20 protein-coding genes are annotated in these 22,811 nt (G+C 46.8%); 13 read left to right on the forward strand and 7 right to left on the reverse strand.

Annotation, left to right across the window (positions count from 1 at the left end; all coding sequences use genetic code 11):
* On the reverse strand, positions 1-1,464 hold a 1,464-nt coding region (locus tag HQM11_14730; protein ID MBF0352285.1), incomplete at its 3' end, for a molybdopterin-dependent oxidoreductase.
* A 185-nt stretch (positions 1,465-1,649) separates the two neighbouring features.
* On the opposite strand from HQM11_14730, the gene HQM11_14735 reads away from it, so the two are divergent.
* The 10 genes from HQM11_14735 (at position 1,650) to HQM11_14780 (ending at position 9,451) form a co-directional block, all read left to right on the forward strand.
* Entirely contained in the window at positions 1,650-2,249 is a 600-nt protein-coding gene (locus tag HQM11_14735; protein ID MBF0352286.1) for a hypothetical protein, read from the forward strand.
* Positions 2,250-2,371: 122 nt separating this feature from the next.
* Complete coding sequence (locus HQM11_14740; protein ID MBF0352287.1) at positions 2,372-2,875, forward strand: hypothetical protein; 504 nt, start codon at positions 2,372-2,374, stop codon at positions 2,873-2,875.
* A gap of 13 nt (positions 2,876-2,888) precedes the next feature.
* Positions 2,889-3,479, forward strand: a complete 591-nt coding sequence (gene recR, locus HQM11_14745) for a recombination protein RecR (protein ID MBF0352288.1) — start codon at positions 2,889-2,891, stop codon at positions 3,477-3,479.
* Positions 3,480-3,504: 25 nt separating this feature from the next.
* Positions 3,505-3,960 carry a hypothetical protein gene (locus HQM11_14750; protein ID MBF0352289.1) on the forward strand — a complete coding sequence of 152 codons (456 nt, stop codon included), beginning with the start codon at positions 3,505-3,507 and terminating at the stop codon, positions 3,958-3,960.
* Positions 3,961-3,982: 22 nt separating this feature from the next.
* Positions 3,983-4,354 carry an STAS domain-containing protein gene (locus HQM11_14755; GenBank protein MBF0352290.1) on the forward strand — a complete coding sequence of 124 codons (372 nt, stop codon included), beginning with the start codon at positions 3,983-3,985 and terminating at the stop codon, positions 4,352-4,354.
* 120 nt (positions 4,355-4,474) lie between these two features.
* Positions 4,475-4,759 carry a late competence development ComFB family protein gene (locus tag HQM11_14760; GenBank protein MBF0352291.1) on the forward strand — a complete coding sequence of 95 codons (285 nt, stop codon included), beginning with the start codon at positions 4,475-4,477 and terminating at the stop codon, positions 4,757-4,759.
* Positions 4,760-4,868: 109 nt separating this feature from the next.
* The gene (locus tag HQM11_14765) at positions 4,869-5,627 is read left to right on the forward strand and encodes a sulfite exporter TauE/SafE family protein (protein MBF0352292.1); all 759 of its coding nucleotides are present in this window, start codon (positions 4,869-4,871) and stop codon (positions 5,625-5,627) included.
* A gap of 138 nt (positions 5,628-5,765) precedes the next feature.
* A complete protein-coding gene (locus tag HQM11_14770; protein ID MBF0352293.1) occupies positions 5,766-6,038 on the forward strand; it encodes an OadG family protein in 273 nt (90 codons plus the stop codon).
* Positions 6,039-6,094: 56 nt separating this feature from the next.
* On the forward strand, positions 6,095-7,864 hold the full coding sequence (locus HQM11_14775; GenBank protein ID MBF0352294.1) for a biotin attachment protein: 1,770 nt from the start codon (positions 6,095-6,097) through the stop codon (positions 7,862-7,864).
* 84 nt (positions 7,865-7,948) lie between these two features.
* Complete coding sequence (locus HQM11_14780; protein MBF0352295.1) at positions 7,949-9,451, forward strand: sodium ion-translocating decarboxylase subunit beta; 1,503 nt, start codon at positions 7,949-7,951, stop codon at positions 9,449-9,451.
* Between the two features lie 62 nt (positions 9,452-9,513).
* Here HQM11_14780 and HQM11_14785 read toward each other — a convergent pair whose 3' ends face one another.
* From HQM11_14785 to HQM11_14810, 6 genes are all read right to left on the reverse strand, one after another.
* The gene (locus HQM11_14785) at positions 9,514-10,896 is read right to left on the reverse strand and encodes a wax ester/triacylglycerol synthase family O-acyltransferase (GenBank protein MBF0352296.1); all 1,383 of its coding nucleotides are present in this window, start codon (positions 10,894-10,896) and stop codon (positions 9,514-9,516) included.
* A gap of 21 nt (positions 10,897-10,917) precedes the next feature.
* Positions 10,918-15,117, reverse strand: coding sequence for a hypothetical protein (locus HQM11_14790; protein ID MBF0352297.1), 4,200 nt, complete (start codon positions 15,115-15,117; stop codon positions 10,918-10,920).
* Positions 15,118-15,481: 364 nt separating this feature from the next.
* Entirely contained in the window at positions 15,482-16,642 is a 1,161-nt protein-coding gene (locus HQM11_14795) for a TonB C-terminal domain-containing protein (protein MBF0352298.1), read from the reverse strand.
* Between the two features lie 20 nt (positions 16,643-16,662).
* On the reverse strand, positions 16,663-16,944 hold the full coding sequence (locus HQM11_14800; GenBank protein ID MBF0352299.1) for an aspartyl/glutamyl-tRNA amidotransferase subunit C: 282 nt from the start codon (positions 16,942-16,944) through the stop codon (positions 16,663-16,665).
* 144 nt (positions 16,945-17,088) lie between these two features.
* Complete coding sequence (fabZ, locus tag HQM11_14805; protein MBF0352300.1) at positions 17,089-17,520, reverse strand: 3-hydroxyacyl-ACP dehydratase FabZ; 432 nt, start codon at positions 17,518-17,520, stop codon at positions 17,089-17,091.
* A 41-nt stretch (positions 17,521-17,561) separates the two neighbouring features.
* A complete protein-coding gene (locus HQM11_14810) occupies positions 17,562-18,092 on the reverse strand; it encodes an OmpH family outer membrane protein (GenBank protein ID MBF0352301.1) in 531 nt (176 codons plus the stop codon).
* A 311-nt stretch (positions 18,093-18,403) separates the two neighbouring features.
* Here HQM11_14810 and HQM11_14815 point away from each other — a divergent pair, with 311 nt between their 5' ends.
* The 3 genes from HQM11_14815 to HQM11_14825 all read left to right on the forward strand — a co-directional run bounded on the left by HQM11_14815 (position 18,404) and on the right by HQM11_14825 (position 22,795).
* A complete protein-coding gene (locus tag HQM11_14815; protein MBF0352302.1) occupies positions 18,404-18,703 on the forward strand; it encodes a hypothetical protein in 300 nt (99 codons plus the stop codon).
* Positions 18,704-18,870: 167 nt separating this feature from the next.
* Positions 18,871-21,687 (forward strand): PAS domain S-box protein, encoded by a 2,817-nt coding sequence (locus HQM11_14820; GenBank protein ID MBF0352303.1) that lies wholly within the window; start codon positions 18,871-18,873, stop codon positions 21,685-21,687.
* On the forward strand, positions 21,674-22,795 hold the full coding sequence (locus HQM11_14825; GenBank protein MBF0352304.1) for a hybrid sensor histidine kinase/response regulator: 1,122 nt from the start codon (positions 21,674-21,676) through the stop codon (positions 22,793-22,795). Before HQM11_14820 ends, HQM11_14825 begins: the two co-directional genes overlap by 14 nt.
* Positions 22,796-22,811 lie beyond the last annotated feature (16 nt).

Genomic DNA, 22,811 nt, shown 5'->3' on the forward strand with positions numbered 1-22,811 from the left:
GGTTTCATGAGTCAAGCCAAGCTGTTCAAGCCGAGCGTCAAACGCACCCTGAGGCGCTTCACCGAGCATGACCAGTTTTTGCCAGCGTTCCAGCAGCGCCTGGGCATCCTGATCAATCACAGGTTCCAGTGGCGAGGTCGGAGGCAGAATGATGTTGGCATGGCGGGTTGTTTCATTGAGATAAAAATCAATGGAAACCATGAAATCCAATTGTTCCAGTGCGGTGTCCAGACGTTTTCCATTCGGCGTGGACAAAACAGGATTTCCCGCAAGGGTCACCAGCGCTCGGATCTGGCCCTCACCAGGGGTCAAAATTTCATCAGCCAGTGTGGCCACCGGGAATTCACCGCCAAATTCAGGAAGCTTTCGAACACGGCTCCGACGAATAGCATAATGCCCTTTTTGTCCCATTCTCGCGGTGATGTCCACGATATCCACGGCAGGTTTGGTGAACATGGCTCCACCTTCCCGATCCAGATTGCCTGTCAAAATATTGAAGACCTGAATCAGCCATTGGGTCAAAGCCCCGAATTTCTGGGTGGAAACACCCATTCGGCCATACAGCACCGCGGATTCCGCTTTGCGGAAATCTCGAACCAGTTGCCGGATTGTATCCGCGGAGATTCCTGTAAATTCACTCACTTTTTCCGGTGCAAACGGTTCCACAATCGCTTGAATGGCTTCGACCCCTTCCATCATAATTTCCAACCGGCCTGAATGAACCAGATTTTCCTGGAACAGGGTATGAATCATGGCGGCCAGCAACAAAACATCTGAACCGGGCTGAATTGGAATGTAACGGGAGGCAACCCTGGCTGTTTCTGTACGTCGCGGATCAAGGACAACCACTTCCCCGCCCTGATCCTGAATTTCACGCAAACGTTTACCAATATCAGGAACGGACATCAGGCTTCCATTGGACGCCAAGGGGTTCCCTCCCAGAATCACCAGGAATCGGGTGCGTTCCACATCCGGGATAGGAATCAGGAGTTGATGTCCATACATGAGCAACGAAACAAGCTGATGTGGCAATTGGTCAACTGATGTGGCAGAAAAGTTATTACGGGTTCTCAGGCTTTTGGCAAACATCGGGCCAAAAATCATAGCACCCAGATTGTGGACGTTGGGGTTCCCAAGATAGACGCCCACCGCTGATTTTCCAAAGGAATTCTGGATGTCTTTCAACCGGGTGGCGACTTCATCAAACGCTTCCTCCCAACTGATTTCCTTCCAGCCTGACTCGGTGCGTTTCAAGGGTTGACGCAAGCGGTCGGGATCATTTTGCAGATCTTGCAGAGCCACAGCTTTCGGGCAGATATGCCCCCGACTCAGCGAATCCTCCGCATCACCACGGATGGACACAATTTCAGAGCCACGCGTCTGGATTTCAATTCCGCAAATTGCCTCGCATAATGGGCAGGTTCGGAAATGTGACTGAAGATTGTCATGGTTTTGTTGAGACATGATGTTCCTTGTGGAATAATGAAATAATCACGGATTGTAACCTAAGAACGAATAAAACGTTGCGAATATCCACTTTTTTTTGTCAATATCAAATTGGAAACGTTGTTCCAGGAAAAGGTTAATAGATTAATGGAAACATTGAATGTGAAACTGATCTCCAGATAAGAATTATCCATGCAGAATTTATGATAACCCGCATTATAATCCTCAGTTGTTTAGGCGGTATTCTATTTCATTGGTGGCTCAATCGGACTGTGCATTACGGTCCTGGTGTGCTGGTTCCTGAAGAACCCTTCCAACAGGAGTTGAAAACCACAGAAGTATTTAATCATGACGAATTTGTAATCACTGCAATTGCACTGTTTCAGGCAAGGGCAAAAGTGCTTTCAAAAAAATATTATTCTGATGAAGGCGCAAAACTATCCCCTGTGGATCTGGCCTTGGGATGGGGACGCATGTCTGATGAAGCGATTCTTCAGGATGTGGATATATCACAGTACAATCGGTTTTATTTCTGGAAGGTTGCTACTTTTCCGATTCCACGCAGAGAGATTGAAACACATAGCGCGAATATGCATTTCATTCCTGCCAATGATCAAGTTGCAACACAACTGGATCGTGTGAATCAAGGGGATTTGATCGGTTTCAAAGGCCGCCTTGTCAGGATTGACAGAGCAGATGGATGGCACTGGAAAAGTTCGCTGACACGTGAAGACACTGGAAATGGTGCTTGTGAATTGATTTGGGTCGAAGCCTTTTCAATCCTGAAACCACCGCTAAATTAGTGGATGTCGCAATTTTATTTGGAAATAATTGAACATGAATGATGTCTTGTGAAAGACCTTAGCATGTGATTGTTTATCCCGGTTCAACAAAAACGATTCACTCTTTCAGGGAATTTTGATTCATGGGAAAAGTCATCAGTTTTGCCGAAAAACGGCTTCAGAAAGCACAGGAAAAGCAAAATTTTCTACTTGAAGGATACCTTGTCTGGTTGAAATGCCCTAAATGTGAAACCCTGGAATATACAGAAGTCCGAATGCCAGATGGCAGGATCCATAACCGTTGTGGTTCAATGGTTACAGAATGTGAGGTGAAAATTGATATCAGAGCGGAATATACCATTGTAACCCGAAATTTGAAGATGTTGGAAAAATGGTTTGAAAAAACAGATATTCCCCTTGAGATTCTACGTCTTCTTGGTCCGGAAAAAAAGATGCTGGTACGAGTTCAGCAAGCAGAACTGGAATATCTGAGGCGCCTCAATATCATGGCGTTGCCGCATAAGGTTGAGCCCTATCCTGAGGAATGGGAGCCTGACAGTTCACAAAAACTGAAAAGGTTGCATCCGCTGGGAATGATCATGAGTGAGGCTCGACAGCCTGAATTGCATTTTGATGCTCAATCCTGAATGAAAGGTCTGAATGGAACTGCCTGAATCACTGGACCGTTTGGTCAGAGAATTGTCCCGGTTACCCGGCATTGGTCGCAAAACCGCACAAAGGCTGGCTTTCGGTATTTTGCGCTATTCTAAAGAGGAAGCTCACCGTTTGGCACAAGCTGTGCTGGATGTGAGTGAAAAAATTCAATTTTGTCATATTTGCGGTTCCTTCACCGATCAGAATCCCTGTTTGATTTGCCGGAAACGACCGCATGAAATTATTTGTATTGTAGAACAGCCCAATAATATTTTTTCAATTGAAAAAAGTGGGGTGTTCCGTGGTGTTTATCATGTTCTGATGGGGGCCATCTCACCGCTGGACGGTGTGGGGCCCGATCAACTCCGAATTCGTCAACTCCATGACCGAATTGAAACAGGCAACGTTCAGGAGTTGATCATCGCGACCAATCCAACGGTTCAGGGTGAGGCAACGTCTCTGTTTCTTCAGGAACAGTTTGAGCGAATTGTTCCGAAAATCACCAGACTGGCAAGAGGTTTGCCCTCGGGGGGGGATCTGGAATATGTGGATGATACCACCATGTTACAGGCATTTTCCGGACGACAAACTTTTTAGAAATGGTGCTAACATGAATATGCGGATGAAATGTTTATCAAAAAAAGAATGTTTCCTGATCTGCCTGATGTTTTTTATCTTTTACTGCCTGAATGTATTTGCTAAAGAAGCAGAGAGTTGTCTGGTGAGTTGTGTCAGACAACATCCGTTATGGGGGGCAAAATCATGCCGGGAAACAGATTTTTTCATTGAAGGCCCCGGCTGTTATGAAGTATTCAGCGGTTGTCTTCAGCAATGTGGAAAGTACTCACCCAAGGCGTATATTCCTTCTCAGAAAAAACTGACTGACCAATGGCGGCAAGGTACGGTTTGTGATTCGGAAATAACAAAAATCCCACTGGATTTGATGCCTGGAACGTATGAGGTTGACCCTCAGTGGAGTGGCCGCTGTGAATGTGCCAACAGTCGTTTGATTGAGGCGCCATGTGGTCATCGCAAAGCTTCATGCCAACAAGTTTGTAACACTGATGTGATTTTTTGAATAAGACATTTGGAAGGAAAGTATGGAAATCAGCCATCGAATTGAAAATGATGTGTGTGTGATCGAAATTGATGGAAATATCGCGTTGGATGGTGTCAAGGCTACAAAAAATTATATACGACCTTTTTTAAGCAATGAAGCCTTACACGCAATTTTAATCAACTTTGAAAAAGTAGATATTATTGACTCAACAGGAATCGGGTTTGTTGTTTCCGTGTTTCAGTTTCTAAGAGAACGCAATGCCTTCCTGATTCTATATAATGTGAATAAAAAAAATCAGGAAACCTTCAGCATGACACGACTGGATAAATTTTTGAATATCGCTGGAACTGAAGGGGAGGCCTATAAAAAACTGAATCAACTTAAAGAAAGTTCCGCCTCTTCACCGGCTTAAACCGAAATATAACAAAATGGCACGAAGCCGGAGTTACGATTCATTATTATCAGCACCCGGTGCGTGTCCTCTCGACCTTGCCATTCCGGCATAAAGTTAACTACCTCTGACTCAGGATCTATGGAACGGGAATTTATTATCAACGGAGTGAGTGTTGGACATATTTATAATCACAATGAGGAACGCGTGGCCGCATTGATCCCCGAAGTCCTCAGCGAATTTAAATTCAGAAAACTCACTGATCTGGATATTGAAGATATTTATGCGTTAACCCTGAACAGCATGCCTTCACGTTATATGCAGTTTGGCAGCGCCTTGACGATCAAGGAAGAGGAAGTCGGGGATGAAACAGTGCGGGAACAAATCCGTAAAGCCATTGAAAGGGTCATAGATAATCCACGGTAAGACCCCCTTCTTTTAAAATCAAAATATGTGACAGATACGTTGTTCAGTTTGCTGGTTCAATGACCTCCTGCCATGTTTTCCCACACAAAAACAACTGATTTTTATGACAATGATAACATGGGAATACGCATTGTTGTTGCTGGCGGTTGGAGTCATTGCCGGATTTGTGAACACTCTGGCAGGTGGTGGGTCCATGCTGACCTTGCCCGTACTCATGCTGTCAGGGATGCCGGCTGACCTTGCCAATGCGACCAACAGAGTGTCCATCTGGGGCCAATCCGCTTTTGGGGCTATGCGGTTCCATCAGCACCAGCAACTGGACGTTTCCGCGATCATTCCTGTCTTGATTCCTACGGCAAGCGGTTCCCTGATTGGTGCCTTGCTGGCTTCGTTTCTCCCACTGACATTCCTGAAGCCTGCATTGTTGATTGTTATGATTTTCATGGCGTTGATCATGGTGATCATGCCGTCTGTTCTGGAACCCGGATTGGATGAAATTCCCTTCACATTGAAGCAGAAACCTGCCGGAAACGTCGCGTTGTTCCTTTCCGGAATTTATGGAGGGTTTGTTCAGGCGGGAGTGGGATATATTCTACTTTTTTCACTCACGGGAATCCTGCGTTATCATCTGGTGAAAGCCAACGCGTTGAAAATGACAGCAACCCTCATTTTCAGCACAATTGCCTTGGTTGTGTTTATCTGGAGAGATCAGGTTTTATGGATTCCGGGACTCATTCTTTGTGTGGGAGCCATCGTTGGCGTGCAGGCCAGTGTTTGGTTTGCGCTGAAAGCTCACCAGAAAACGCTTAAATGGATTTTGCTTGTAATGATTTTTATGACCTGTCTCGGGGCCTTCTTCAAAAAATAATCCACTATGCTCTTGCAAACAACAGGGACTTTCGCTAAGGGTACATCAAAGCTTTCAGGTGAGTTAGTCCCCTCATGGAAGCACTCCATTGTGGAGTTTGTCAGATTGTTTATCACAATTCATGAACGGATGTTTTTTATGATAATGGATGGATTGCAGTTATTGGTCATGGGAATGGTCACCGTTTATCTTTTTCTGATCATCATGATTCTTGGCATCAACCTTGTTTCTAATCTTACGCGGGAACATTCTGAAAAAGAACGTCTCGCCATGCTCAAACAGGAACAGGAGTTGCGTGATAAAAAAAGGAAAAAATTGGCTCCTACATCAGCCGTTCAAACCGCAGGGTCCGTACCTGTCGCAGTGTTTGCCGCAGCGATTGACGCCTTCGAAGCAGATCGTAATCGCTAAATAATGCTTTTTATCAACCCCCATTTCAAAGAGGAAATGTGAAAAAAATTAAATTTATGGATACTTCATTTCGTGATGGTTTTCAGTCCTGTTTTGGTGCCCGAGTGCTGACTAAAGATTTCATGCCGGCGCTCAAAGCCAGTGTGGAAGCGGGAATTGAGCATTTTGAAGCTGGCGGTGGTGCCCGTTTTCAAAGTCTGTTTTTGTATTGTAATGAATCCGCGTTTGACATGATGGACCGCTTTCGCCAGGAAACAGGCCCCAATGCCAATCTTCAGACCTTGGCTCGTGGTATCAGCGTCGTGGCGCTCAGCCAACAACCCAGAGACATGATTGATCTTCATGCCAAAATGTTCAAGAAACACGGCATGACCACCATCAGAAATTTTGACGCGTTGAATGACGCAAGAAACCTGCAATATTCAGGTGAACGGATCAAGCATCATGGCTTGAAACACCAGATTGTAATTTCAGTCATGGATCTTCCTCCGGGTTCAGAAGGCGCTCATACTCCGGAATTTTATATGAAAACCCTGAAAGATATTCTGGCACTGAAAATCCCGTTTGATTCCATCTGTTTCAAGGATGCGTCAGGCATCGCCAATCCAGCCAAAGTGTATGAAACGTTCAAAAGCGCACGCAAGATGCTTCCTCCGGAAACCATTCTGTGGTGTCACACACATGACACCGCCAGCCTCGGCATCTCACAATACAAAGCTGCGATCGAAGGTGGCGCGGATGGAATTGATCTTTCCAAAAGTCCTTGCAGCGGCGGAACCTGCCAGCCTGATATGCTGTCGATGATCCATGCGTTGAAAGGAACCGATTTCACACTGGATCTGGATTATGAAAAAGTTCTCAAGGCTGCTGATGCTTTTGAACAAGCCATGAGTGATTACTTTGTTCCACCAGAAGCCAAAATGATCACGCCTATGGTTACTCTGGCCCCCATGCCCGGTGGTGCGTTGACCGCTAACACCATGATGATGCGTGATACAGGCACACTGCATCTGTATCCTCAAGTGATCAAGGAAATGTCGGAAGTCGTCCGGTTGGGAGGTTTTGCGACATCTGTAACGCCTGTTTCCCAGTTCTATTTTCAACAGGCCTATACCAATGTGACACAAGGTCGCTGGAAAACCATCACCAAAGGTTACGGCGATATGGTGCTTGGATATTTCGGAAGAACTCCTGTGAAACCGGATGCGGAAGTTGTTCGTCTGGCGGCCGAACAACTGGGTAAAAAACCATTTGATGGCGATCCACTGGATATTCTGGAAGCTGGAATTCCCAAAGCGGAAAAAGTTCTTAAAGACAACAATCTTCCTGTCAATGATGAAAATCTGTTCATTATTGCCAGTTGCGAAACCAAAGGACTTGAATTCCTGCAAGGCAAGGCCAAAGTCAATGTTCGTAAAATTTCAGAAGAGAAAAAGAAAGAAGCTGCCGTTGAAGTCAAATCAGCACCCAAAGCAGCCCAACCCGCCTCTGGCCCACGAAACTATTCTATTCTGGTCAATGGACAGAATTATCAGGTCACAGTGTCTGATGCCGGTGGAATTCAGGCCGCCCCATCAGCCGCGCCTGCCGCGCCTGCCGCACCCAAAGTTGCTGGTCTGGATGTCAATGCGCCTGCGCCTGGAAACATTCTGAAAATTGAAGTCACTGTGGGTGATACTGTCGCTGCGGAACAGGTTCTGTTGGTCATGGAAGCCATGAAAATGGAAAATCCTGTCAAAACTCCCAAAGCTGGAAAAGTGCTGGAAATTCATGTCAGTCCCGGTGATACCGTGCAGACTGGAAATCCGTTGGTGACCATTGGTTAATGTTCTTTCCCTTTGCTTTTTAGGGCACCCCGACAAGTTCGGGGTGATTCCATAAGCGTCTTCAACTTTCAATCAAAGTGAATTATGAAATACGGTTGGTTAGGGGTTTTATGTTTGATGTTGTTCTCTGCGACAGTGTGGGCAGAAGAACAGGTAAATATTACGTCTCCCCTTAGCGGAAAAGTTCTGAGGGTAGAAATCAATGCGGGAAAATTTATTTACAGTGGTGACAAACTGGCTGTGATCAAGGGGGCTGATGGCAATAAGACCGTTTTGCGTTCTGGCGTTTCGGGCCAGGTGACCAGCGTTACCATTCAGCAATATGATGAAGTCACCATGGGACAATCGCTGGGGGTCGTTGCCACCAATGTGATCATTGCGGAAAAATCGGAAAGCAAGGAATCGGCAGCTTTGCCAAGTTTTGGCAAACTGATGAAAAATCTGTTTGATTCCACTGGACTTGCCGCCTTGATCAATGGACAAATCCATGACTGGACCGATGGTCTGGGACGGATTTTGATGATCGGTGTGGGGTTATTGTTGATCTATCTGGCCATCAACAAGGATTTTGAACCCCTATTATTGATTCCAATCGGATTTGGTGCGGTGCTGTCCAATATTCCACTGGCTGGAATTGCTGAAACAGGTGGGCTCCTGGCATATGCTTTTGATGTCGGGATTTCAACGGGTGTTTTTCCCTTGTTGATCTTTTTGGGAGTCGGTGCCCTGACTGACTTTGGTCCGATGATCGCTAATCCCAAAACAGCGCTGTTGGGTGCGGCCGCTCAGGTAGGAATCTTTGGAACACTCATCGGTGCTTTGGCACTGAGCGAATATATTCCAGGTATCCACTTTACCATCCGTGATGCCGCCTCTATCGGAATCATTGGTGGTGCTGATGGTCCAACCTCTATTTTTCTGGCCAGTCAACTCTCTCCCCGGTTGCTGGGCGCGATCGCGGTTGCGGCGTATTCGTACATGGCTCTGGTTCCCATCATTCAACCACCGATCATGAAAGCCCTGACCACCGAAAAAGAACGTGGAATCAAAATGGAGCAACTCCGTTATGTGTCCAAGCGGGAAAAGATTCTGTTTCCGTTGCTGGTGCTTGGCTTGTGTATTCTGCTGTTGCCCTCGGCGGCACCATTGATTGGTATGTTGATGTTTGGCAATCTTCTCCGTGAATGTGGGGTGGTTGAACGACTTTCGCAAACAGCCCAGAATGCCTTGATCAACATTGTGACCATATTCCTGGGATTGGGTGTTGGCAGCAAATTATCAGCCGACAAATTCCTTAATCTGGAAACACTCGGTATCCTCGTGCTGGGATTCCTGGCTTTTTGTATGGGAACAGCCGGAGGGGTACTGATGGCCAAAATCATGAATAATGTATCCAAAGATCCCATCAATCCACTGATTGGCGCGGCTGGAGTTTCAGCGGTTCCAATGGCGGCACGGGTGGTCAACAAGGTCGGTCTGGAAAGCAATTCCCAAAACTTCCTGCTGATGCACGCCATGGGACCCAACGTTTCCGGGGTACTGGGATCAGCGGTCGCTGCCGGTGTGTTGCTTGCCGTTTTGGGTTAATCTCTCAGATTATCTCTGAAAAAAATTCACGGTCCCATCATCCTCGTTGGGACCGTTTTTTTCTACATTCCTGTTTTTCCATCCACAGCACGTTTCAGTTCCTCAAAGGATTCTGACAGATACTTAGCAAGTTCCTGAATTTTGGGAATGCCATCCCTGCACGCTAACAGTCCAAAACATAATTTTCCATGATAGCTCGTCACTGTGATATTCAATCCCTGCCCACCGAATAAGAACGAGACCGGATAAATGGCTTCCATCGTCGCACCATTCAGATAAAGTTGTTCTTTAGGACCCGGATAATTGGAAATGACCAGATTGAAGGCTGGTACCGTCTGGTTTTGCATTTGAAGCAACTGAATGGTGAACATCGGGCTTTGCAGAATCAGCATGAGATTTTGAGCCGCTTCTTTGGACAGACCACTGATTTTTTCTTTTCCTTCCCTGGAAGACTCCACGATAATTCGCAAACGTTCCAGCGGGTCCGCAACATCAGTTCCCAGTTTACAGAGAATATTGCTCAACTGGTTGCTCACATGCCCTTTGCTTTGGGTTTGAATCGACACAGGCACAAAGGCGATCAGTGATTTTTCAGGCAGATCATGATGTTTCAGCAAATAATGACGCAAGGCTCCTGAGCAGATGACCATGACCACATCATTGACGGTTGCGCCCATTTTTTTACCAATTTGTTTGATTTCAGCCAGTGACAGATCCTGGCTCGCAAACCGTCGCTGTGCGGAGGTGACCACGTTGATGGAAGACACCGGAGCATTGAACGGAAGCGGTGCTTTCATTTTATGTGGTTCAGTCAGGTATCCTGTGGAACGCAACAGCAGATTGATCAATTCAGGAACAGTGCTGATCTGGGCTTTTATCCTCTCCAGAAACGCTTGTTCTACAGACTCATTGTTGTCTTTTTTCTCATCAGGTACGGCCTGCCATGGCGCACGGATTTTCCGGTTTTCAGGGGATGTACTCAGTATTCGTTGAATGGCCTTCATCCTGCCGAGGCCATCAATACAGGCGTGGTGGACTTTGAAATAAATGGCGAATCTGTCACCTTCCAGTCCTTCAATGATGTGAAATTCCCACAAGGGCCGACTTCTGTCGAGCAGGGAGCTGTGCAGTCTTGAAATCAGCGTATAAAGTTGTTCATAGCTACCTGGGCCGGGAATGGCGGAATGACGGATATGGAAATCCAGATCAATGTTGTCATCCACCACCCAATGAGGCAAGCCGAGTTTGAATGGCGGGTATTTCAGTTTTTGATTGAAAGGCTCAATGAATTGTTTCACCTGCCTCATTCCTGTGACCAGATCTTTAAAATAATCACCGTCATAAGATTCCGGTTTCTTTAAAATCAGTACGCTGGCCACATGCATCAATTGTTCGCGTGTTTCAATCTGCAAAAAAACAGTATCAATGATATTCAAACGTTTCATAAAGTCCTTGTAATTAAAGAATCAAAGTTGTTCCGGTGTTTGTTCCGGTGTCTCAGACTGAAGTTTGTTGGGGGTATCTGATTTCCTGTCCCGGGGTTGTCGCCAGACAATCGTTTTCCAGTAGCCATTGGTGCTGAAACATTCCCAACTCCATTTGCCCCATGAGATCAGCATGGATGCCAGCCAGATGGCCCAAAACAGCATAAATCCACGATAAACCCACAGGGGCAATGAAATCACCTGAGCTTGCGTCAGCGTTGAGGCCGACTGATCCTGATACCATCTCAGAATGGTGCCGTTGGAGCCGTTTCCTGAAATCTGCATTTGCGGAGACCCGAGCAATCCCTGCTGAATGGTGTACAGCAACACCCCCAAAGAGCCAAACGTGAGTAGCACCAACCCGAGCTGGAGTATGTTGAATCGGAACGTTGATCCGGACTGATCCATCGAACGTCGCCAGCCGATCGCAAACAACCAGATTGTGACCAGCAGAAACGCTTCCGGCATGACAGGCGCCAGTCCCAGTCCGAGCAATATCCAGTGCAGGGATTTAAGTGGCGTGATGGTCGTTTTTCCGAGTCCCACACTGACCAGCAGAATGATCAGCAGGGTTCCCCAGAATAACACCGCCGGCCCCATCAGCGGACCACTGACCCATAAAATCCAGCGGTTTCCGGGCATCCGTACCTGAATATCGGAATTGACTACCGGAGTTGCCATTTTCAGAGCGGGGGTTTTGGTCTGTGTGGAAAGATCCTGCTGTTGATTCCAGGAAAGATCCATGATCTGATTTCCCGGCATGACAGGCAACACCAACTGATTCTGCTCCATTCGGGGCACCTGGGGAATTCGGTTGATCAGCACCTGATTCAACTGGCTGTCCTCAGGCAGTCGGATGGTGTATTCGCCGCCCTTGCTGGAACGCAGATGGAACTTGAAGCGATATTCCACATGGCGTTGCCCCGGAGTCATGTGGAGTTGAGTGTAATCGACGGTCATGGTCGCGCCTTCCACGGCTTCAGGGCGATGAATTGACAACTGGATGGATTCTTCGGGCCACGGCCGCCATTCAGGAACCCACAAGCCCTGACGACTCAAATTGTTCAGTGGAGGAATTCCCTGATAATCCACATGCCACACGGGTTTGACATTCAACAGCCAGACTTCCTGCCATGCCAGCATGGATGGCGCTTTTAATTCGAGCTGTTCTTGAAACCGCAAGGTTGAATTCCATGATGTGGACTCTCCCGGAGCAAGATGGATGAGTGCCTTGCCATTTTTAACCTGAATCGCCTCGCTCATGACGGATTCGCCCTCCAGCAGAGGAATTTCCACAATGGCCGACGAATCAGACACGTTCATGGGCGTGATCGTCGTCTGAATTTTCCATGTCAATTCAAACAGTAATTCCCGTTTTACCTGTAAAAAAGGCGGCAAGGCCTGCGTTTGCAGAACCTGCGGTTCATCCGGACTGGCTTTGACCTGTTTCTGAAGGCGGAAAAATTGCAGGGACGGACCAACCTTGTTGTCAGCCAGAATTCCTTCAACACGCCAGCCTTCCAAAGTGACAGTCACCCTCTGCGGAATCACTTCAAAATTAAAATCAATCACGCGCTGATCAAGAATTTTTCCGGAAATAATGATCTGTTGAATTCCCGGTTCCAGCGCCGTGGCAATCTGACCGTTGGACAATCGTGTTATCGAAGAGGGTTTCCCGTTGACCATAAGGGTATTTAATTTCCAGGACTGAATACTGCCTCCCAACGGCATCACAATATGTTCCAGCGCATGAACTTCATAGCGGACTCTCAGCTCATCCGGAGTCATTTCAAACCAGGCCTTGGTGACAGTCGCGCATTGGGGCAAACATTCGGGCGGTCGGGTCAGCCGATTTTGAAGTTCTTTCAGCAAGCCCTCGGGAGGAAACTGGGCCTGTGCCACAGAGGGGGAAAAACTGCTGACAACCCCCAACAGCAGAAACAGGGACAGCGATAAATTCATTAAATTTTTAAACGAATATTTGTTTCGGTCTGACCAGTGAAATTCCAGAAAGAATACAATCATCACCCCCAGAAGGATGACCTTGAGGAAAGCCAACAGCAAATTGACCCAGGGAGGCGTGAGCCATAATGTTATTTTCTGATTTTGCGGCACAGGTCCATTCCATCCGAGATTGATCGTTTGCCAATGCCATAAGGGAATACCACTGCCTGTTTGAAGTTGGGATTTCGGATCCATTTCATTCCAGTCCTGCTCCTGTTTTTCCATGGAAAGCATCATGGGTGCTTCAGGCAAAGCATTGTATCCTTTCATTTCACGTTGAGGTTCAACCTGAGAGAAACCATCCATTTCCTGTTCATCGGCCATTGGCATGCTCCGTTTGGCTTTCAAGGCGGAAGAAATTCCGACACGTCCTGACATTCCCGGATTATGTAGATAATTCTGAAACATGGTTTCCACATCCATGACCTGCCATTGATTTTCCAGTTGGGGGTACAACCCTTGACGCAACTGCTGAATCATGAACGGCAATGCCGCAAAAATCAGGCTGACCAGAGCCAGAATCCGCCATGTGTGCACAAATCTTCTGAATTTTCCCACAGGGAGAACCCTCAATAACGCAACGGCGCCCAGAATATGCAGAAATACCCAGCGTGGAGCCTGGGGTTCCTGATAAATCAAGGTCATGGTGACCATTGTCAACAGACCGGCTTTCCAACCCCACAAGCGAAACGAGGCAAACACAATCAGAAACACCACAAACAAATCCAGCAAGGTCCATCGATCGATCCATGAAGTTTGGGTGGTGTCTGTGCCCTGAACACCCCAAAGGGTCCAACCCGGAGGAAGATGCAGTCGAGCGTTCAGTGATTGCAGATCTTTCTTCCAGCCAACCACCGGCAGAGACATCGAATCCCTGATCAGTGAGCTTTCGGATTGAACATTGATTTGCCCCGGACGAACTTCAATGCCCGCAGGAGCATTCTCCGCGATCCGGGTGATGAGCTGGTCACGGCCATTGAGGGTCACTCGATCCAGATGAAAAATTTCGTTCATGTCAAGGCGAGTGCCTTGGCGGATCTGCCCCTGCAATTGATCCAGAACACTGAAACCTGTGCCTTCAAAATTGAGCCAATACTGGCGTTCCAGGCCCAGTTGATCGGGTTCAGGCTGTCGTCCCCGTTTTTTTTCATTGAGGGTGAGCGCTTCACCGGGCAGTACCAACCAGGCAGGATAATTCCTCCATTCGGGCGGCATGGAGGTTTGTCCCGGATCCACCGAGGTTCCACCTTCCACCTGAACAACCCTGAGTTCCGGATGAGAAAAAAAACTCCAGATTTCCTGCTTTGGCATCCGGTCATCACGGGATTCAACCCGCAATTGATTCAACGGTTCACTGGACCGGACAGAATAACGGATGTTCCAGTGTCCGGGGCGTACCTGAATTTTCATGGAATGGTTTTCTTCCATTCTGACAGCCAGAGGACTGTTCAAGGCGAAGGCAATCGTTTTGCCAAAAGTTCCGGGATCAATCTCGATTTCACGGGTTTTTCCTGACACATCCAGTTCCAGATGTGTGTGAATGAGGAGTGGAACCTGATCTTCAATCAGTCGGAAAACCCTGAAGCGAACAGAATCTTCTTCCACAACAGGTGGCGGTGTCGCCTTGTCAGCCGGTTGATTCAACCACAGCATTCCCTGTGTATCAAAGCGGGGTGTCCTGATTTCTGTTTTACCCACCCACAATTCAATCAGGCCGGTATTGGGGCTGATCTCCAAAAATTCCGGTAAGGTGTCCCATTCCCATAGTCCTTCAATTTCATGGGTTCCAGCGTCCAGCCAAACTTCGGATCGGTTGTCCAGTTGCCTTACCGGGACAGGTTTGCCTTTGATCGTCACATTCTGTGCCCAATGTCCGGATTTCCCGGGCAATTCAGTCCATCCTGCCTGATACACGTCCAACGCCTGAATGAAGCGTCCACCTGTTTCATGGGCATAGATTTTCAGACTGTAAGGCCAGACACAGTGTCGTTGCTGAAACTGGTTGTATAAAAAGGGGCAATTCTGTTGTTTCTGTTCATGCAGAACCCATGGAACCCATGGTTTGAGCGCTTCAGGAAGGTTTTTGATCGAGGTTGGTTCGGCCTTGATGCTGGAGGTTGCTGAGAGCAATAAAAAGAGTAGAACGGACCATGCTGAGATATATTTAACGGCGCCCATAACGTACCTTTCAGGGAGTTACTTAGTGACAAAAAATTCAAGGAGGTGTCACTCACATCTGTAACAAACCAGAAAACCAAGGTAAAGGGGGAATAAAGTGGGGCAGACTTGTGTGTTTGACCGGGAGCAGGGCGAACACACATGTTTGCCACTAAGGAACCACAAAAGAATAACTGCCCAAAGTTTTTATCACACGCTCCCTTGCCAGGTCTGTAGAGACGCGCTATAGCACGTCTCTACGCATGCCCGGCAGGAAATGTCTTTTGAAAAGTTATGGAAGTTATTTTTTGCGTATTCCGAAGTGTTGTGAACGGAAATGTGACCAATCCTGAAATTAATAAATCTGTGGACAACTGGTTATTCATCATCTCGGTTCTGCGCGTACAGCCGGATAGACAAATCTGAAATGTACCTGGAGTTCCTGATCCTCAAAATCATCCGGCAACGCAGGCAGACTGGATGCCCCCAGGATTGCGCTCAATACGGATTCTTCCATTTCTCCAGAAGCACCAAGGACCTGAGTCACTTCAAAATTTTTCAGGGAACCATCTCTGTTGAGCGATACCTTCACAAACACCTCACCGCCTCCGGGAACCTTACCCATCATGTAATCCATCGGCAGATTATTTCTCCAGTTATAAATCAGGGCCTTGGCCCAGCGTCCCATGTAAGATTCATACGGCCAGTCATAATTGCTCAGCGTAAAAAATGTATTTGGCCCCACACCTTTGGCTTCAGGACTTCCGGGTGGAGGCGGACTGTGATTGACCGTTTTTTTTGCGGTGGATTTGTTGGGAAAACTTTTGCCTGTAGGACGTTTGGGCGTGGGGGTCGGTGGCGTTTCGTGGGGTTTGTTGAAATCCGGGTTCAGAAAATAATTGGGGGGAAGCGGTTCAAAGACAGGCTGTTCCGCGGTTGGTTGGGGTATGATCGAAGCTTCGGGTTCCGGATGAGATTGAGACAGCATTGCGACCGATTGCTCTTGTTTCACGGTATTCTCGGGGGGTGGCAAAGCTTGCGGTTCTTGAATGTCGTTGTTCACACTTTTCGCCTGGGGGACTGGTTCCTCTGGTTGCAACATTTTTTCCGCAGGTTTGGAATTGGTTTCCGCAATTCCTTTGGGAGGTTCCTGCTGTGGTTGTTCCCTCTCTGTGGACCCCTGGAGTTTCTGGGTGCTTTGCAACAGTTTCATGCTTAATTTTTCTGATTCCTGTTCTTGAATCAGATCATTCAGAAGTTTTGGCGGTTTTATATCCGGAGGTTGCGGGATGTCCTCATGTTTTTCCTGTTGTGGAACAGGTTGAGGGGGTTGTTCAGGTTTGGGCAGAGTTTTGACAAGTGGGGGCGAAGGCTTGGCCTTGGGTGGAAGGTCCATCAGTTCCACTTCCAGCGGACGATCATCCCGGGTGGATTGCTCAAACCATGGGGCTGTTTTCCAAAGAAGAACACCATGAATCAGTAACGCGATCAGAAGACCAAGTCCCCAATATCCCGCTGAATCAGTACGGGGCTGTGAGTAGTTCATGGTTCAGAAACATGGATGGATTAACCCTGGTCAATGACTTTGGGAACTCTGAACAGGTTATTGTGAAGATAGGGGCTGAAACTGTCAGGCGTTACGCTTGATTCCTTTAAAACATCCTCCCTTGAAATTTTACAGAATTGTTCATCCCGGTCTTCAAGATCTTGGGGAAGATCCAGTGTGTTGAGTTTTTCAAAATAATCCAGAACCTGACTGAATTGTTGGGCAAACTGGATTTTTTCTTCTGCGGTCAGTGTCAACGAAGACAACTCGGCAATTTTATTGACCTGTTCAATGGTAAACATACTTGGGAACCTTTAAAATAAAATGGAAAACTTTCCAGAACATCATTTCTGCCGTACACGTAGAGACGCGCGAATCGCTCGTCTCTACAGGCCTGAATTACAATTTCTACAACTTATTCTTTTGCTGTTGCTTTGTCTCCTGAGTTATTCAATGATGGCGAGTTTGATTTCAGCAATCACCGCAATTTTTGAGTCAACAGTGGCTTTTCCTTCCAGAATCCACAAATTCCGTTTTTTGTTTTTGAAGGTTGTTTCCAGAATCAGTTGATCCCCTGGAACCACCTGCTTTTTGAAGCGTACATTGTCCAGTCCGCCAAACAGCACCTGAAAATTTTCCGGTGGATTTTCAAGGCTTGAATGGATCACAAACCCGGCAGTCTGAGCCAGAGCCTCCACCATCAGCACACCAGGCATGACCGGGTTTCCCGGAAAATGTCCTTCAAACACAGGATCGCCTGCGGAAATATTTTTAAGGGCTTTGCAGTATTGCCCCGGTTGGATTTCCAGAATCCGATCCACCAGCAAAAATGGATAACGATGCGGCAATACTTTTTTAATTGCTTCCAGATCAAGCATAACACTCCAGTTTTGTTATATTTTTCAATCTCAGATTCAGATCAATGCTTTTCAGCTTTCAACGCATTGTAGCGATCAATGATTTTCTGGGTAAAATCATCTTTATCTTCTTTCATGTATAAAATCACTTCCGCCGCGTTTTTTTCCAGCACCACATCATATTTTTCCGCAATGGAAACAGACCGGATGACCGTTTTCAGTTCCTTGAAAATTTCTTCGGTGAGACGTCGTTCTTCGGTACGGATATCCTGTTGGAATTGCTGGATTTTTCCTCGTAAATTTTGTTGTCGTTGCCGAAGTTCTTCTTCTTTCTGGCGTTTGGTTTCCGGATTCAGCAAGGGATTGTTACTCAATTCCTCGGCCAGAGTTTTTAATTCTTCTTCTTCCAGTTTGATATCCTGCTGTTTTTGTCGCCCCTTGCTTTCCAGAATATTTTTGGAACGGATGCCTTCTTCAGATTCATTCAATGCCCGGTTAAGATCCACCACACCAATTCTTAACGCCCATGCTGAATTGGTCACAAGCATGATTAATGAAAATATCCCGAGCCATTGCCATTTGAATTGTCTCACTACGCCTCCATATTGTGAAATAACTTTGAAATTGAATTATGTTGAAAGGAAGGGTCACCATAAAAAAAACAGGATAATTATGCAATCAAAATCTCAGTGAAACTCAGACTCATCCGGGATTGATGCGAGTCGACCGGTTGAATATAAATTTTTTTATTGAATATACTATTGATACGTATAATAGCTATGTGAAATTTACTCTAACAAATAGTTTTGTTCGGAAGGAAATTTATTAACAATCGGATTGCTGAAAGGAACTTATGAAACAATGACACCATACCACCTGTAATCTTTGCGCTCAAAATTGTGGATTGGAGGTTCTTGTTGAAAACAATCGAATTGTGCGGTCCAAGGGTGATAAAACCTATCCGGGGAGTCAGGGCTATGTTTGCCGGAAAGGCACCAGCATTGCCAGTTATCAGCACCATCACCAGATGCCACAGGCACCCAATGTGCTCAGAGAGTTTTCCAGCAATCCTGAAAAACTATTGGTGGTGATTGATCCCAGAAAATCCGAAACCGCCAGGGTGGCCAACATTCATCTGGCATTGCGTCCGGGAACTGATGCCTTGCTGACTCGGGCGATGATTGCGACGATTACTCAGAGTTGAAACATTGATAACGCTTCAGGCCAACACGTAGAAACCGGGTTAATTATTGCTATTGCTAAGGAATCACGTAGTTTTACGAGTATCAGATGCAGGGTAAATCTGCTATAATGCAAAGTTATTTTTTTGAACATGCCTTAGAATAATTTCAACATTGAACAGGGTGCACCATGTCCGATAACAAATTCGAGGCTGAGGTGCTTACTGAAACCTCTGGTACGGATCAAACCATCAAAGCCGTTAATAGCGAAACCATCCTGCTCAAAACAGGTGCCTTACAGAAAGCGATTTTCAATAGTGCAAACTTCTCGAGTATTGCCACCGATGAGATGGGGGTCATTCAAATCTTCAATGTCGGCGCCGAGCGTATGTTGGGCTATGCCGCCGCTGAAGTGGTGAATAAGATCACACCCGCCGACATTTCTGATTCGGAAGAAGTGATAACGCGTGCTAAAGCGTTGAGCATTGAGTTTGGAACCACGATTGCGCCGGGTTTTGAGACCTTGGTGTTCAAGGCTTCGCGCACAATTGAGGATGTCTACGAATTAACCTACATTAGAAAAGATGGCAGTCGCTTTCCGGCAGTCGTATCAATCACAGCGTTGCGCAATATCCAGGGTACGATCATCGGTTATCTGCTGATCGGCACGGATAATACGGCACGCAAGCAGGCAGAAGAGGCATTGCTCAAAGCAAGCGCCCTGCAGAACGCAATTTTCAACAGCGCAAACTTCTCGAGTATTGCCACCGATGAGATGGGGGTTATTCAAATCTTCAATGTTGGCGCCGAGCGTATGCTGGGCTACGAAGCCACTGAAGTGGTGAACAAGATCACACCCGCAGATATTTCCGATTCCCAGGAATTGATAAACCGTGCGAAATTGTTGAGCCTTGAATTCGGAACCACGATCGCCCTAGGCTTTGAGGCACTGGTTTTCAAAGCATCCCGCACGATTGAGGATATCTACGAATTAACCTACATCCGGAAAGATGGCAGCCGTTTTCCGGCAGTCGTTTCGGTCACAGCGTTGCGCGATACTCAAGGCGTGATCATCGGTTATTTGTTGATCGGTACCGATAATACCGCACGCAAAGAGATCGAGGCCGAACAGAAACGGCTCAGCCAACGTCTGCGTGACCAACAGTTCTATACACGCTCCCTGTTTGAATCCAATATCGATGCCCTGATGACCACCGATCCAACCAGCATCATCACCGATGTCAATAAACAGACAGAGAAACTTACCGGTTGCTCACGGGATGAATTGATTGGAGCCCCCTTCAGTAATTACTTCACCGATCCGGAACTAGCTGAGGCCGGCATTAAACTGGCACTGACTGAAAAAAATGTCATCAACTATGAACTTACAGCGCTGTCCAGGGACGGTGTGGAAACTGAAGTCTCCCTCAATGCTACCACTTTTTATGATCGGGACAGGAAGTTGCAGGGAGTGTTTGCCGCAGCGCGGGACATCACTGAACGAAAATTTCTGGATCAAGAGCTCCATGAAAAGAATATAGAGTTGGAAAACGCGAAATCGGTAGCGGAAAAAGCCAACCACGCAAAATCAGACTTTCTTTCGAGCATGAGTCATGAACTGCGCAGTCCGCTCAATGCCATTCTCGGATTCGCCCAGTTGATGGAGTCCAACACTCCGCCACCAACACTGGACCAGCAGGAAAGTTTAGCCGAGATTCTTAAATCCGGATGGCATTTACTGAAGTTGATCAACGAAATCCTCGATCTGGCGAAGATCGAGTCCGGGCATGTGCCGCTGTCGATGGAACATGTATCGCTGGGGTCCGTCGTTGGCGAATGTCGGAGCATGCTTGACCAACAGGCGCAACAGCGTGAACTCAAGATGATCTTTCCCCCATTTGATATTCCGGTCTTTGTCTATGCGGATCGAATCCGTGTCAAGCAGGTTCTCATCAACTTGCTGTCCAATGCGATCAAATACAACAACAAACAAGGAACCCTTGAGTTATCTGTCGTCGACGCAACGCCGGGGAGAATCCGCGTGAGCGTCAAGGACACCGGCGATGGCCTGAAACCCGAACAAGTGGAGCAACTCTTTCAGCCGTTCAATCGTCTTGGGCAGGAAACAGGCACTGAGGAAGGCACAGGGATCGGCCTCGTGGTGGCCAAACAATTGATTGAACTGATGCAGGGCACAATCGGTGCGGAAAGTACCGTTGGCGGGGGAAGCGTGTTCTGGATTGAACTCAACTCAACTACTGCGCCAGGAGTTTCAGTGGCACAGATCAACACCATGAAATTGCCCCAACTGCATACCATCACAGGAGAGGGGCCACACACCCTGCTCTATATTGAGGACAACCCCGCCAACCTGAAACTGGTTGAGCAAATCATGGAGCGCCATCCGGAGATAAACCTGCTGACAGCAAATCATGGAAAACTCGGGATCGAAATGGCCTACGCCAATCATCCGCGTGTCATCCTGTTAGACATCAATCTGCCTGATATCAACGGTTTTGAAGTCCTGAAAATCCTGCGTTCCAATCCAGCCACCTTGAGCATCCCCACCATTGCCCTCACCGCGAATGCCATGCCGAATGATATCAAAAAGGGCATCGAAGCGGGATTTTTCCGCTACATTACAAAACCCATCCAGATCAATGAGCTGATGAACGCGGTGAATCTGGCACTGGGACATAAGCAAAATGGCATACAGTCAAACGTGCAGTCCGAAGAACTGAACCCTCGTCTTTCTTCCAAAATTACAAAATTTCTCATGGAAAACGGAATGTTCCATGATGTCGTGGTCAAACTACCCAAGGCTTTGATACTGCGAATGCAGGATGCCGTTAGTGTCGCGGATTTAGACCGTCTGCTTGAACTGATGGACGAACTCGAAGGAAATACCGAACTGTCACAGCATCTGAAAATGCTGGCTCGAAATTATGACTATGATACGTTGCAACACATCTTTACAAAATTGGAGGAAAACCATGACTGTCATTAACACCTCAGGGCATAGTCCGCTCAATATTCTGATTGTAGACGATACTCCCGCTAACCTTAAAGTCTTGAGCGATATGCTTAAAGATTTCAACTTTAAGGTGCGACCGGTTCCAAGTGGAAAACTGGCCTTGCATGCGGCAGAAAAAGAACCTCCAGATCTGATTATCCTGGATATCATGATGCCGGAGATGGATGGGTATGAAGTCTGCCGCCGACTTAAGGAAAATGAAAAATTGAAAGAAATACCGGTCATTTTTATCAGCGCGTTGAATGAAACAAAGGATATTGTCAAGGGTTTCATCGCCGGAGGAACAGATTATATCACCAAACCCTTTCAAATTGAGGAAGTCAAAGCCCGGGTTGATATGCATCTCAAAGTACATTTCCTCCAGCTTGAACTTCAAAAAAACGCGATAAAACTTCAGGAACTGAATGCCATGAAAGACAGATTTTTTTCGATCATCGCCCATGACTTGAAAAACCCCTTGTCGGGTATCGCGGGGGTCTCGGCAATGATGATGAAACAGTCGCAGACCATGAAGGAAGAAAAGAAAAACCAATTGATTCAAATGATCCACGAAAGTGCCCAAAATTCCTTTAATTTGCTGGAAAATTTATTGCTCTGGGCACGCAGTCAAAAAGATGAACTGAAATTTAATCCCGTTACGCTGGATCTCAGTAAAATGATCCATGACTGTACTGCTTTTTTAGAAAATATGGCGCAACACAAACACATCGAACTCCTGCATGAGCTTAAGGAATCCTGCAACGCCGTTGCCGATTATGACATGATATTAACGGTCATCAGAAATCTGATCTCGAATGCGATTAAATTCACCGAACCCAATGGCACAATAACCATTTCTTGTGAAGAATCCGCGGATTCAATGATCCTGTCCGTAAAAGACAGCGGCATAGGAATGCAGCCCGAAGACCTTGAAAAACTGTTCAATTTGGACACTGTTTCAAAAATTGGGACCTCCAAGGAAAAAGGAAGCGGATTGGGGTTGGTTTTATGTAAGGAATTTGTGGAAAAAAATGGTGGAAAAATTTGGGTGAACAGTGAATTTCAAAAAGGAAGTGAATTTTTCTTTAGCCTCCCCAAATGAAACAATACAAAATGGA

Source organism: SAR324 cluster bacterium (genome assembly GCA_015232315.1).
Lineage (GTDB): Bacteria > SAR324 > SAR324 > SAR324 > NAC60-12 > JADFZZ01.